This window comes from Variovorax sp. GW821-FHT09A10 (assembly GCF_059418385.1).
This window is the reverse complement of record NZ_JBWKPT010000005.1, coordinates 240,668-252,642: the sequence shown is the minus strand read 5'-3', so window position 1 is coordinate 252,642 and position 11,975 is coordinate 240,668. Positions and strand designations below refer to the sequence as shown.

Below are 11,975 nucleotides of genomic sequence, written 5' to 3'. Positions count from 1 at the left end.
CGGGAAATCGAAAAGGAAGGGGCGTGGCTCAGACGGCGAGGAAGCCGCCGTCCACCGGCAGCGTGATGCCGGTGACGTAGCGCGACATGTCGCTGGCCAGGAAGATCACCGGGCCCACCAGGTCTTCGGTCTGGCCGACGCGGCCCAGCGGGATGCGCGTCATGAACGATTCGAGGCGCTGCGGGTTCTCGCGCGTGGCGGCGGTCATGGGCGTCTCGATCACGCCGGGTGCCAGTGCGTTCACGCGCACGCCGGCCGGTGCGAGTTCTTGCGCCAGCGACTGCGTGAGCATCTTGATGGCGCCCTTCGAGGGCGAGTAGCCCAGGCTCGCGGCCTGCCCCGCGTAGGCGGCAATGGAGGCGATGTTGATGATCGAGCCCTTCGTCTGCTTGAGCACGGGGATGAAGGCCAGCGTGGTGTTGAAGGTGCCGTGCACGTTCACGTCGATGGTCTTCTTCCAGTTGGCCGCGGCGTTCGGGCTGCTGGTGGTCTCGCGGATGATGATGCCGGCGTTGTTCACCAGCAGGTCGACGTGGCCGACCTCTTGCGCCACGCGCGCCGCCAGCGCCTGGCAGGCCTCGGGCGCGGTGACGTCGAGCACGAACGACCAGGCCTCGCCGCCTTCGTTGCGCACCAGTTGCGCGGTCTCGGCCACGGTGGCTTCGTTCATGTCGGTGACGACGACGCGCGCGCCCGCCTGGGCCAGGCCGAGCGCGAGCGCACGGCCGTTGCCCTGGCCGGCGCCGGTGATCAGTGCGAGGCGGCCTTCGAGCAGGCGCGGTGCGACGTGAGGAGGAAAGGGCATGGTCGGCTCCTTGGGTTGACTATCGGAACGGGGATCAGGCGCCGCGCGGCACGGCCACGGCTTCGCGCTGTTCGACGTGCAGGGGCACGGCCACTTCGGCCTGCGCGACCTGCAGCCCCGCGACGTAGCCGAAGGTGAGCGCCGGGCCCAGCGTGATGCCCGCGCCGGGGTAGTTGCCGCCCATCACGCTGGCCGCGTCGTTGCCGACGGCGTACAGGCCCTTGATCGGCTGGCGGTCGGCGTCGAGCACGCGCGTCTTCTCATCGGTGACGAGGCCGGCGAAGGTGCCGATGTCGCCGATGACGAGCTTGATCGCGTAGTACGGCCCGTTGTCCAGCGGCGCGACGCAGGGGTTGGGGGTGACGTTGGCGTCGCCCTGGTAACGGTTGTAGGCCTTGCTGCCCTTGCCGAAGGCGGGGTCGTCGCCGGTGCGCGCGCCCTGGTTGAACTCCTGCACGGTGGCTTCGAGTGCGGCGGGGGCGATGCCGATTTCCTTGGCCAGCTCGCCGATGCTCGCGCCGCGCTTGAGGTAGCCGGTCTTCAGGTGGCGGCCGATGGGCAGCGGCGCGGGCGCGACGCAGCCCAGGCCATAGTCGCGCAGCGCCTTGTGGTCGCACAGCAGCCAGGCCGTGACCTCGGGCTCGCCTTCGCAGGCCTTGACCATCGCCTGCACGAAGTCGTGGTACGAGTTGCCTTCGTTGGCGAAGCGCTGGCCCTTGGGCGTGACCGCGATCACGCCGGGCTTGGCGCGGTCGATGAAGTGCGGCATGACGCCCTTGCTGCCGTCGGGCCGCGTGGTGACCGAGGCCGGCACCCAGGCCGCGGCATGCGGGATGGTGCCGTCGACACGGCCGCCCACGGCTTCGGCCAGGCGCAGGCCGTCGCCGGTGTTCGTGGAAGGCGACGGCGAGTAGTGCTCCTTGCCGGTGGGTGCGTGCGGGAAGAGTTGCTTGCGGCGCTCCACGTCGTAGGGGAAACCGCCGCAGGCCAGCACCACGCCGCGTTTGGCGGTGATGCGCACCGACTTGCCTTCGTGCTGCACCACGGCGCCCGAGACGCCGTCGTACTCGACCACGAGCTTCTTCACGGGCGACGAAAGCCAGACGGGAATGTCCAGGTCCATCGCGGCCTTGGCCAGCCGGCCGGCCAGCGCGTTGCCGTTGGTCAGCGTCATGCCTCGGCCGTGGCGCACCACGTCCAGGAAGTGCCGGGTCAGGCGCTTGGTGACGTACCAGAACGAGGTCGGCGACTTGAAGGCCCGCATGAAGTGTTTGATCTCGGGGCCCGAGCCCAACATCATCCCGAACACCGTGAGTTCGGGCAGCGGCGGCGCCAGGTGCTTGATGCGCGCACCGAGCTCGCGACCGTCGAACGGGCGCGTGACCATCGAGCGGCCGCCGGGCTGGCCGCCGGGCGCTTCGGCGTGGTAATCGGGGAAGACGGCCGGCATGTCGAACTGCACGCAGGTCTGGCGCGTGAAGAAGTCGATGGCCTTGGGGCCCATGTCGAGGAAGGCGCCCACGCGCGCCGCGTCGAAGTGCGTCGTGGTCTCGTGCTTCATGTAGTCGAGCGCGGCGCCGGGCGGCTCATGGATGCCCTGCTCCGTGGCCAGGCGCGTGCCCGGAATCCACAGCCAGCCGCCCGAGCGCGCAGTGGTGCCGCCGAAGCGCGGCTCTTTCTCGACCACCAGCACCTTCAAACCCTGCGACGCCGCCGTGACGGCGGTGGCCATGCCCGATGCGCCGCTGCCGACGACGAGGACATCGCATTCCCACGTGTTCTGTTCCATCTCTGCCTCTGTTCGCTCTCGTGTTGTGTGTACGACTTAAGTTGCGGCGGAGTGTAGGCAGCGATGTTGATATGGTCAAGTCGTTTAGTTACTATCAGATGATCAGTCATCGTCGATTGAACACGACAATATCAGTAGAAACCCTGATGGCTATACTCGCTCCCACTCTCAACCCCCACGCCGGGCGCCCCATGGAAAAGCCAAGACGTGGCATTCAATCCGTCGAAATCGGAACGCAATTGCTGGTCGCGCTCGGGCGGCACGTGGCACCCATGGCGCTGCGCGACCTCGGCAAATCGGCCGGCATTCCGGTCGGCAAGGCGCACCCCTACCTCGTCAGTTTTCTGAAGGTCGGCTTCGTGGTGCAGGACGGCGCCGGCCGCTACGAGCTGGGCCCGCTGGCCCTACAGCTGGGTCTGGCCAAGCTGCAGCGGCTCGACCCGATCAAGGAAGCGTCGCCGCTCATCGAAGCGCTCGCCTCCGAGACCGAACAGAGCATCGCGGTCGCGGTCTGGGGCAACTTCGGGCCGACCGTGGTGCGGCTGGAAGAACCGATCCACCCGCTGCACGTGAACCTGCGCACCGGCACCGTGATGTCGCTGGCCTACACGGCCACGGGCCGGCTGTTCGCGGCCTACCTGCCGCCGAAGGTGGTGGAAAAAATGATGCTCGAAGACCTGGCGCGCACGCGTCCGGCCGACGGGCGCGGCGCCAGCGAAGAGCTGTCGAAGTCGCAGATCGAGGCGCTCCTGGTCGAGACACGGCTGCACGGCGTGTCGCGCACGCTGGGCCAGCCGATTCCGGGCATCGATGCCTTCTGTGCGCCGGTGTTCGACTCGACCAACAACCTGGTGCTGGGCATCACGGCCATGGGCCCCGAGGCCACCTTCGACAGCGACTGGAACGGCCGCGTGGCCGTGCCGCTGAAGGCCTGCGCGCTGGAGATCTCGCGCCGCCTGGGCTTCGTGCCCACCGACGAAGCGGGCTGAACCGCCGGCCCGAGCCGTGTAGGCAGGCGCTCACGCGCGGGACCTGATTTTTCCCGCATGCGGCGCATGCCGAGGGCCTCATGCTGAAGGCCTTCGAAACGGAAACTGCCCGATTCCTCCTCACGGCGCCCCCGGCGTCGTTCAGCGCTTCCCCACCCGGGAGGCGCTTTTTTATGCCCGGCGCCGCCGTGCGATCAGGTCAGGTCAGTGCGTATCGCGGCGCAGCTGCTGCACGTCTTCATGCAGCGAATGCGCCCAGCTGCGGCGTTCGCGGCTGTACGAGGGCTGCGGCTCGCCGAAGCGCACGATGGCCAAAAGCGGCGGCGCGCGCAGCGTGTTCCACACCGAGGCCAGCAGGTTGTCCTCGTCGATGTAGCGCGGCGCCTGGCTGGTCTCGCCGGTGGCGGCGTCGGCAAAGCGCAGCGCGGCCGGGATCACCGGCGCGCCCGAGGAAATCGCGGCCTGCAGCAGGTTGGCGTGGAACGGCAGCAGCCCGCGCCCGTCGCTCGTGGTGCCTTCGGGGAACACGCCGATCAGGTCGCCGCCGCGCAGCGCCTCGGTCATGTGGTGCACCACGCGCATGGCGTCGCGCCGGCGTTCGCGCTCGATGTAGAGCGTGCCCGAGCCGGTGGAGAGCGTGCCGATCACCGGCCACTGCTTGACGTCCGACTTCGACACGAAGCGCACGTGGCGCGCCGCATGGATGGCGGTGATGTCGAGCCACGACAGGTGGTTGCAGATGAGCAGCGCCGGCCCGTGCACGGGCGGCTCGCCCTGCACGCGCAGCGTGACGCCCATGATCTGCAGCATGCGCTGCGACCAGGCCTGCACGCGCGCGTTGCGCTCGTCCTGCGGCAGGTGGGGGAAGGTGAAACGGATCGTCCACCAGCCCGACAGCGCATGCGAGGCCGCATGCAGCAGGCGCCAGCCGGCCTTCAACGAGTGCAGCATCTGGACGCGGGCCCTCTTCTTCTTTTTGACGGCGTGCTGTGTGGCGGGCGGCTGTCGCTCAGCCGTGCACGACGCGACCGGCCACCAGCGTGTGGCGCGCGCGCCCCTGCATCGGGTAGCTGGAGAACGGCGTGTGCTTGCCCTGGCTGCGCAGCGCCTCGGGCACCACCTGCCATTCGAGCGACGGATCGGCAATGCACAGGTCGGCCACGCCGCCCTGCACGATGCGCCCGATGCCGCTGGCCGCGTCGGCCGCGTTCAGCAGCCGCGCCGGCGCCGAGGTGACGACCTCGATGGCGCGCGCCACGCCCGCACCGCTGCGCTCGCCCCACTGCAGCGCGAGCGGCAGCAGCAGTTCGAGGCCGGTGGCGCCGGGTTCGGCTTCGGCAAAAGGCAGCGTCTTGGCGTCGGCCTCGACCGGCGTGTGGTCGGACACCAGCGCGTCGATGGTGCCGTCGGCCAGCGCGGCCGAGAGCGCGTCGCGGTCGCCCTGCTGGCGCAGCGGCGGGTTCAGGCGCGCGCGGCTGTCGAAGAAGCCGATGTCGGTGTCGGCCAGGTGCAGCGAGTTGATGCTGACGTCGCAGGTGATCGGCAGGCCCTGCGCCTTGGCCTCGCGCACCAGCGCCACGCCGCGGGCGCTGGAGATGCGGCATAGGTGCACGCGCGCGCCGGTGCTCTTCATGAGCTCGATGATGGTGAAGATGGCGATCGTCTCGGCCGCCACCGGCACGCCGCCCAGGCCCAGCCGCGTGGCGAGCGCGCCGCTGGCGGCCACGCCCTTGCCCAGGTCGCGGTCCTGCGGGCGCAGCCACACGGTGTAGCCGAAGGTGCTGGCGTACGACAGCGCGCGCTGCAGCACCTGCGTGTCGGCCAGCGGCACGTCGGCCTGGCCGAAACCGATGCAGCCGGCCTCGGTGAGCTCGGCCATTTCGGTGAGCACGCCGCCGGCCAGGTTGCGCGTGAGCGCGCCGAGCGGGAACAGGCGCGCGCACTGCAGCTTTTCGGCGCGGAACTTGAGCATCTCGACCAGGCCGGGCTCGTCGAGCACGGGGTCGGTGTCGGGCGGGCACACGAGGCTGGTCACGCCGCCCGCGATGGCCGCGGCCATTTCGCTTTCGAGCATGCCTTCGTGCTCGTAGCCCGGCTCGCGCAGGCGCGCGGCGAGGTCGACGAGGCCGGGGGTGACGATGCAGCCCGTGGCGTCGAGGGTGCGCTCGGGCTTGAAGCCCCCCGGTGCGCGTCCGATGCCGGCGATCTTGCCGTCGGCGATGGCGATGTCGGTGGGCTTGTCGGTGCCCGAGGCGGGGTCGATGACGCGGCCGTTGGTGATGAGGATGTTCATGCTTCGTTCCCTGCCACGATGCTCATCACGGCCATGCGGACCGCGATGCCGAAGGTGACCTGCGGAAGGATCACGCTCTGCTTGCCGTCGACCACGGCGGAGTCGATCTCCACGCCGCGGTTGATCGGGCCCGGGTGCATCACGATGGCGTCGGGCTTGGCCAACTGCAGCTTTTCCTGCGTGAGGCCGAAGGTCTTGAAGAACTCCTGCGACGAGGGCAGCAGCGCGCCGCTCATGCGCTCGTTCTGCAGGCGCAGCATGATGACGACGTCGCAGTCCTTGATGCCTTCTTCGAGCGTGTGGCACACGCGCACGCCCATGCCGGCCATGTCGGCGGGCACCAGCGTCTTGGGGCCGACCACGCGCACTTCGGCGCAGCCCAGCGTGGTGAGTGCATGAATGTCGGAGCGCGCCACGCGCGAGTGCAGCACGTCGCCGACGATCGCGACCGTGAGGTTCGAGAAGTCTTTCTTGTAGTGGCGGATCGTGTACATGTCGAGCAACCCCTGCGTCGGGTGCGCGTGGCGGCCGTCGCCGGCGTTGACCACGTGCACGTGCGGCGCGACGTGCTGCGCGATCAGGTAGGGCGCGCCCGACTCGCTGTGGCGCACCACGAACAGGTCGGCGGCCATGGCGCTCAGGTTGGCGATGGTGTCCAGCAGCGACTCGCCCTTGGTGGCCGAGGAACGCGCGATGTCCAGGTTGATGACGTCGGCCGACAGGCGCTTGGCCGCGATCTCGAAGGTGGTGCGCGTGCGCGTGCTGTTCTCGAAGAACAGGTTGAACACGCTCTTGCCGCGCAGCAGCGGCACCTTCTTCACCTCGCGGTCGCTCACGCTCGTGAAGTTGGCGGCCGTGTCGAGGATGTGCGTGACGATGTCCTTGGGCAGGCCCTCGATCGACAGCAGGTGGATCAGCTCGCCGTTCTTGTTGAGCTGCGGGTTTCGCTTGTAGAGCATTAGGTGTTGTCCTCCACCTTGAGGCTGAAGGCGCCGTCGTCGGCGCGTGCGAGGGCGAGCAATTGGGTGTTCGGCAAGGTGAGCGTCGTCGCGGCGAAGTCGGCGGCCACGGGCAGTTCGCGACCGCCGCGATCCACCAGCACGGCGAGCCGCACGCAGGCGGGGCGGCCGAAGTCGAACAGCTCGTTGAGCACGGCGCGGATGGTGCGGCCCGTGTAGAGCACGTCGTCGAGCAGCAGCACGTCGGCGCCGTTCACGTCGAAGGGCAATGCGGTCTGCGCGCTGGCCGAGAGGCCGCGGCGCGCGAAGTCGTCGCGGTGCATGGCCGACGAGATCACGCCGGGAGCGCCGGCCAGGCCCAGGTCTTTTTGCAGGCGCTCGACCAGCCAGGCGCCGCCGGAGGTGATGCCCACCAGTTTCGTCTCGGGGCGCATCAGCGCCTTCACGCCGGACAGCAGCGTCGTGTAGAGCGCTTCGGCATCGGGGATTGAACTCACGGGAGACTCCTCAAAAACTGTTCCAGGATGATGCAGGCGGAGGCGGCGTCGGCATCGCGGGCGCCGGACGACAAGGCCTCGGTGGTGCTGTAGCGCTCGTCCACCTCGAACACCTGGAGATTGAAACGGCCGCGCAGCTGGCGCGCGAACTTCTGCGCGCGGCGGGTGTTCTCGTGCGGGGCGCCGTCGGGGTGGTAGGGCACGCCGACCACCAGGGCGTCGGGCTGCCATTCCTTGATGCGCGCCTCGACCTGGGCAAAGCGGGCGTCGGCGCCCTCGGCCTTGATGGTGGTCTGCGGGGTCGCCGTGCGCAGCAGCCGGTTGCCGCTGGCCACGCCGGTGCGCTTGGCGCCGAAGTCGAAGCCCAGGAAGCTCTGGAAATGCGCGGGAACGGCGGCAGGGACAGGAACAGGGGCGGATGCGGGCGCGTCGGACATGACGTCGCTCATGCGTGACCCGCGTCGGGAGACAAGGTCCAAGCCTCGAGCCCCAAGAGCATCAACGCCTTGTCGTAGCGCTTTTCCACCGGCGTATCGAAGATCACGGCCGGGTCGGCCAGCACGGTGAGCCAGCTGTTCTCGGCCAGTTCGGACTCCAGCTGGCCTTCGCCCCAGGCCGAATAGCCCAGCGAGACCAGCACCTTGCGCGGGCCGGCGCCGGTGGCCAGGGCCTCCAGCACGTCCTTGGAGGTGGTCATTTCAAGCCCGCCGGGGATGGTCATGGTCGAGGCGTAGACCGATTCCTCGGGCTTCTCGGCCTGGGTGAACACCGGCTCGTGCAGCACGAAGCCGCGCTCGGTCTGCACCGGGCCGCCCTGGAAAACGGGGGCCTCGCCCAGCTCGGGGCGGGCCAGGTGGAGTTCGATCTTCTCGAACAGCACCTTGAGGTTGATGTCGCTGGGTTTGTTGATCACCAGCCCGAGCGCGCCGCGCTCGCTGTGTTCGCAGAGGTAAACGACGCTGCGGTTGAAAGTTTTGTCTTCCATCCCCGGCATCGCGATCAGAAAGTGATGCGTCAGGTTCATCGGGGCAGAATCGGCAGCCATATGCCCCCGATTTTACTGGCCGTCGATAAGACCTATCCCAAAGGGCTCATGTGGTTTCGCCGGGACCTCCGGGTGGACGACAACGCAGCGCTGTACCGGGCGCTGCGGGCCTGCCGGCAGGTGGTGTGCGTTTTCGTGTTCGACCGGGCGATCCTGGACGCCCTGCCCGGCGCGGACCGGCGGGTCGAATTCATCCGCGAGTCGCTGGTGGAGCTCGAAGCCGAGCTGCGCGGCCTGGGCAGCGGGCTCATCGTGCGGCACGCGGTGGCCGCCGAAGAGATTCCGGCGCTGGCCCATACGCTCGACGTGCAGGCGGTGTTCGCCAACCGCGACGACGAGCCCGACGCCCTGGCGCGCGACGCCCGCGTGCTCGGCGCGCTGGCCAACACGGGCATCAGCTTCCACACCTTCAAGGACAGCACCGTCTTCGACCGCGACGAGGTCATGACCAAGGCCGGCCTGCCTTACACGGTATTCACGCCGTACAAGCGGGCCTGGCTGGCGAAGGTGGATTCGTTCTTTTTGAAGTCGTACCCCGTGCGCAGCCACGCCGACGCGCTCGCCCCACCGCCCCCGGCCCTGAACGGGCCCGTGCCCACGCTGGGCGAGATCGGTTTTGAAAGCACCAACCTCCAGACGCTGGAGATCCCCACCGGCACGCGCGGCGCCGGCGCGCTGTTCGAAGATTTCTTCGAGCGCATCGACCGCTACGACGAAGCGCGCAACTTCCCGGCCGTGCGCGGGCCCAGCTACATGGGCGTGCACCTGCGCTTCGGCACGGTATCGATCCGCCAGCTGGCCAGCGTGGCGCACCAGCTGGCGCTGCAGGGCAACACCGGGGCCGCGACCTGGCTCAGCGAGCTGGTCTGGCGCGACTTCTACTTTCAGATCCTGGCGCACTTTCCGCACGTGCACGCGAACGGCGAATCGAAGAGCTTCCGCCCCGAGTACGACAAGATCCAGTGGCACCACGGCAAGCACGCCGACCAGCTGTTCGACGCCTGGTGCGAGGGCCGCACCGGCTATCCGCTGGTCGATGCGGCGATGCTGCAGATCCGGCAAAGCGGCTACATGCACAACCGGCTGCGCATGGTGGTGGCGAGCTTCCTGTGCAAGGACCTGGGGCTGGACTGGCGGCGCGGCGAGCGCTACTTTGCGCAGCACCTGAACGATTTCGAGCTGGCCTCGAACAACGGCGGCTGGCAATGGGCCAGCTCGACTGGATGCGACGCCCAGCCCTACTTCCGCATCTTCAACCCGGTGACGCAGAGCGAACGCTTCGACCCCGAGGGCAAGTTCATCCGCCGCTACCTGCCGCAGCTCTCGGGCCTGTCGACCGTGGCGATCCATGCGCCGTGGATGGCCACACCGGTCGAGCTGGAGGCGGCAGGCGTCAGGCTGGGCGACAACTACCCCAAGCCGGTGGTGGACCACGCCGAGGCGCGCGAGAAGACGATGCAGCGCTATGCGACGGCACGCGCCGCCGCACAGACGCTGCTCAACGGCGCGTCAGCACGATCTGCGCGCCCGCGTCGGACTGGCCCTTGAGCGTGCTCGCGTCGACGCGCTGGAAGGTGACCAGGGTGTCGCGACAGCCGGTGAGCGTCTTGCTGGGCTGGAAGTGCAGCTCGTAGTCGCCGCCCTCCAGGCGCCGCCACTGCATCGGCGTCGGAATGCCGACGCAGGGGTCGGCGGGGCTCTGGAACAGCGTCCGCCAGGTCCCGCCCGTGGTCTGCAACTGCAGGTCCGCATCGAACTGGCGACCGCTCTTGATCGTGATGCGCCCCTTCCATTCGCCCTCCAGCCCGTCGGGCGCCTGGGCTGCGGCCCCGCCGGCGGCCAGCGCGGCGGCACCGGCCGCGCACAGCGCCCCCAGGGCGCGCTTCATGGCGCACCGCCCGTCGTGATGCCCAGCCGGGGCTTCATCGCCTCCCAGGCCACGCCGTTCAGGCGGCGCGACGTGCCGACGTTGTAGCGCGTGTCGGGCTTGACGCCGCGCGCCACGTAGACCGCCCCGTCGTACTCGCCGAAGCTGCGCAGCGTGCGCACGGTGCTCGGCGGACGGCCGCCGTCGAAGACCATCACGCGCGCACCGCCCAGCGTGCGGATTTCCACCTTGCCGGTGCCGGCGGCCGCGCAGGTGTCGAAGGTGTTGGTGGCGGGGTGGAACGTGCAGGCGTAGTACTGCACGGTGCTGGCACTGGTGAATGCAAAGCGCAGGTTCTGGGTCTGCGCTTCGTCCATCAGCCCCAGGCTGTTGGTGCCCGAACCGGCGGGCAGGCCGACGCTGGCGGCGGGGTACGCCGCGATCAACGCCTCGAGCGTCGCGAAGTTGGTCTTGTCCCCGGGGAGGTTGATCGAATAGGGCTGTGTCAGCTCCAGGCCCCGGCGATAGCGCAGCATCGATCCGGCCGGGAAGGTGGGGTCCTGGCTGCCGAAGGCGACCGCCGGCGCGACGCCGAAGATGCTGTTGCCATCGGCTGCCTGCATCTCGGCCACAACCTCCGCCATCTTGCGGCCGGCGATGTCGGTCGACACCGAATGACCCAGGCTGACCGAGGTGCCCCCGCAATACTCGCTGCGGCTCGGTGTGCCGAGGGTGCTGGTGAAGCCCGAGTTCTCGTCGCAACGCACCCAGCCGTTGGGCCCCAGCTGCAGGTAGTTGCCGTAGAGCGTGTCGTGCGTGGCCGGTGCGCCGGCGGTCTGGCCTTCGCGCCGGTCGGTGAGCTTGATCTTGCCGGTGGCCGCATCGGGCACGCCATCGGTCGGGTAGGTCCGGGCAATGTACTGATCGAATTTCGTGAAATCCAGTCGCGCCAATTGGTCCGAGGCCGACGGCGTGACGGTGGCCGGATCGAGCAGGCGCAACTTGACCCCTTGGTCCAGCGCATCGGCCACGATGAGCGCGGCGCTGAAGGCGTTGTCCTCGAAACGGCCACCGTCGGTCACGGCCACGCCCTGGTAGTCGTACAGCTGTGCGACCTCGGGCAGCCCCAGTTGCAGCAGCACCAGCGCCTCGGCCCGCTCCGGCGCGAGGCCCGACGCGATGCCGGCCTGCAGCAGCGTGGTCAGCGGATTGACCTGCGTGCGGTGGCCGGCCGGCGCGCTCAGCGTGAAGGCCTTGGAGAACGCCGGCAGCGAGGGGTTGTCGCCATCCACCAGCGCCAGCAGCGGCGCGGCGGCGAGTTCGGTCGCGGCGGCCTCGTCGGCCGGCGTGTAGCCGAAGCTGTAGGCGCCGTCTTCACCGGTCTTGGCGGCGGCGACGGGCTCGCCTTCGTCGCAGGTGCCGCTGAGGTTGCGGTCCACGCAGACCAGCGCCCCGCTCACCGCACCGAGCACCATCACCTTGCCGGAGACGGTGACCTCGCCTGGCGTTGTCGGCGGCGGGTTGGTGCCCGGCCCGGCGCCGCCGCCGAGGCCGAACGGAAAGCCGCCCCCTCCGCCGCCACCACTGCCTCCTCCGCCACAGGCAGACAGTGCCAACAGGAAGCTTGCGCAGGCCAACGGAACGGCCCCTCTGGTCCAACGAACTTGCATGGTTTTTTCCTCCGGGTTGTGTGTCGAGTACCCCGTTCGCCTGACAGCGAATCCGGGTTCT

At 69.1% G+C, this 11,975-nt stretch carries 12 protein-coding genes; 2 read left to right on the top strand and 10 right to left on the bottom strand.

All coding sequences use genetic code 11. The features are described 5' to 3' along the window. Nucleotides 1-28: 28 nt before the first annotated feature. Nucleotides 29-805: an SDR family NAD(P)-dependent oxidoreductase gene (locus tag AC07Q9_RS20845; protein WP_139704791.1), complete on the bottom strand. Its 777-nt coding sequence runs from the start codon at nt 803-805 to the stop codon at nt 29-31. A 34-nt stretch (nt 806-839) separates the two neighbouring features. Further along, a complete protein-coding gene (locus tag AC07Q9_RS20840; RefSeq protein ID WP_495311669.1) occupies nt 840-2,594 on the bottom strand; it encodes an FAD-dependent oxidoreductase in 1,755 nt (584 codons plus the stop codon). Between the two features lie 191 nt (nt 2,595-2,785). Between AC07Q9_RS20840 and AC07Q9_RS20835 the strand changes: the two genes are divergently transcribed. Further along, nucleotides 2,786-3,583 carry an IclR family transcriptional regulator gene (locus AC07Q9_RS20835; RefSeq protein ID WP_492680154.1) on the top strand — a complete coding sequence of 266 codons (798 nt, stop codon included), beginning with the start codon at nt 2,786-2,788 and terminating at the stop codon, nt 3,581-3,583. Nucleotides 3,584-3,787: 204 nt separating this feature from the next. Here the strand turns inward: AC07Q9_RS20835 and AC07Q9_RS20830 are convergent, their stop codons facing one another. The 6 genes from AC07Q9_RS20830 to AC07Q9_RS20805 are packed head-to-tail and all read right to left on the bottom strand — an operon-like array spanning nt 3,788 to nt 8,377. Continuing rightward, nucleotides 3,788-4,534 (bottom strand): lysophospholipid acyltransferase family protein, encoded by a 747-nt coding sequence (locus AC07Q9_RS20830; protein WP_495311668.1) that lies wholly within the window; start codon nt 4,532-4,534, stop codon nt 3,788-3,790. A 58-nt stretch (nt 4,535-4,592) separates the two neighbouring features. Next, nucleotides 4,593-5,876 carry a dihydroorotase gene (locus tag AC07Q9_RS20825; protein ID WP_495311667.1) on the bottom strand — a complete coding sequence of 428 codons (1,284 nt, stop codon included), beginning with the start codon at nt 5,874-5,876 and terminating at the stop codon, nt 4,593-4,595. Further along, a complete protein-coding gene (locus AC07Q9_RS20820; RefSeq protein ID WP_056577783.1) occupies nt 5,873-6,835 on the bottom strand; it encodes an aspartate carbamoyltransferase catalytic subunit in 963 nt (320 codons plus the stop codon). The genes AC07Q9_RS20825 and AC07Q9_RS20820 overlap by 4 nt, the downstream gene beginning before the upstream one ends. Continuing rightward, complete coding sequence (gene pyrR / locus AC07Q9_RS20815; protein ID WP_447747116.1) at nt 6,835-7,332, bottom strand: bifunctional pyr operon transcriptional regulator/uracil phosphoribosyltransferase PyrR; 498 nt, start codon at nt 7,330-7,332, stop codon at nt 6,835-6,837. Before pyrR ends, AC07Q9_RS20820 begins: the two co-directional genes overlap by 1 nt. Beyond that, on the bottom strand, nt 7,329-7,781 hold the full coding sequence (gene ruvX / locus AC07Q9_RS20810) for a Holliday junction resolvase RuvX (RefSeq protein WP_492680148.1): 453 nt from the start codon (nt 7,779-7,781) through the stop codon (nt 7,329-7,331). The genes pyrR and ruvX overlap by 4 nt, the downstream gene beginning before the upstream one ends. Beyond that, nucleotides 7,778-8,377, bottom strand: coding sequence for a YqgE/AlgH family protein (locus tag AC07Q9_RS20805; protein WP_062479100.1), 600 nt, complete (start codon nt 8,375-8,377; stop codon nt 7,778-7,780). The genes ruvX and AC07Q9_RS20805 overlap by 4 nt, the downstream gene beginning before the upstream one ends. On the opposite strand from AC07Q9_RS20805, the gene AC07Q9_RS20800 reads away from it, so the two are divergent. Next, entirely contained in the window at nt 8,378-9,925 is a 1,548-nt protein-coding gene (locus tag AC07Q9_RS20800) for a cryptochrome/photolyase family protein (protein ID WP_495311666.1), read from the top strand. Here the strand turns inward: AC07Q9_RS20800 and AC07Q9_RS20795 are convergent. Both AC07Q9_RS20795 and AC07Q9_RS20790 read right to left on the bottom strand, forming a co-directional pair. Further along, entirely contained in the window at nt 9,876-10,265 is a 390-nt protein-coding gene (locus AC07Q9_RS20795) for a hypothetical protein (protein WP_495311665.1), read from the bottom strand. The two genes, AC07Q9_RS20800 and AC07Q9_RS20795, sit on opposite strands and share 50 nt — an antisense overlap. Further along, a complete protein-coding gene (locus AC07Q9_RS20790) occupies nt 10,262-11,914 on the bottom strand; it encodes a hypothetical protein (protein WP_495311664.1) in 1,653 nt (550 codons plus the stop codon). Before AC07Q9_RS20790 ends, AC07Q9_RS20795 begins: the two co-directional genes overlap by 4 nt. Nucleotides 11,915-11,975 lie beyond the last annotated feature (61 nt).

Bases quoted from the DNA above. Each gene is read 5' to 3' on its own strand.
- AC07Q9_RS20845 (WP_139704791.1), bottom strand. From the start codon at position 805: ATGCCCTTTCCTCCTCACGTCGCACCGCGCCTGCTCGAAGGCCGCCTC.
- AC07Q9_RS20840 (WP_495311669.1), bottom strand. From the start codon at position 2,594: ATGGAACAGAACACGTGGGAATGCGATGTCCTCGTCGTCGGCAGCGGC.
- AC07Q9_RS20835 (WP_492680154.1), top strand. From the start codon at position 2,786: ATGGAAAAGCCAAGACGTGGCATTCAATCCGTCGAAATCGGAACGCAA.
- AC07Q9_RS20830 (WP_495311668.1), bottom strand. From the start codon at position 4,534: ATGCTGCACTCGTTGAAGGCCGGCTGGCGCCTGCTGCATGCGGCCTCG.
- AC07Q9_RS20825 (WP_495311667.1), bottom strand. From the start codon at position 5,876: ATGAACATCCTCATCACCAACGGCCGCGTCATCGACCCCGCCTCGGGC.
- AC07Q9_RS20820 (WP_056577783.1), bottom strand. From the start codon at position 6,835: ATGCTCTACAAGCGAAACCCGCAGCTCAACAAGAACGGCGAGCTGATC.
- ruvX (WP_492680148.1), bottom strand. From the start codon at position 7,781: ATGAGCGACGTCATGTCCGACGCGCCCGCATCCGCCCCTGTTCCTGTC.
- AC07Q9_RS20805 (WP_062479100.1), bottom strand. From the start codon at position 8,377: ATGGCTGCCGATTCTGCCCCGATGAACCTGACGCATCACTTTCTGATC.
- AC07Q9_RS20800 (WP_495311666.1), top strand. From the start codon at position 8,378: ATGCCCCCGATTTTACTGGCCGTCGATAAGACCTATCCCAAAGGGCTC.
- AC07Q9_RS20795 (WP_495311665.1), bottom strand. From the start codon at position 10,265: ATGAAGCGCGCCCTGGGGGCGCTGTGCGCGGCCGGTGCCGCCGCGCTG.
- AC07Q9_RS20790 (WP_495311664.1), bottom strand. From the start codon at position 11,914: ATGCAAGTTCGTTGGACCAGAGGGGCCGTTCCGTTGGCCTGCGCAAGC.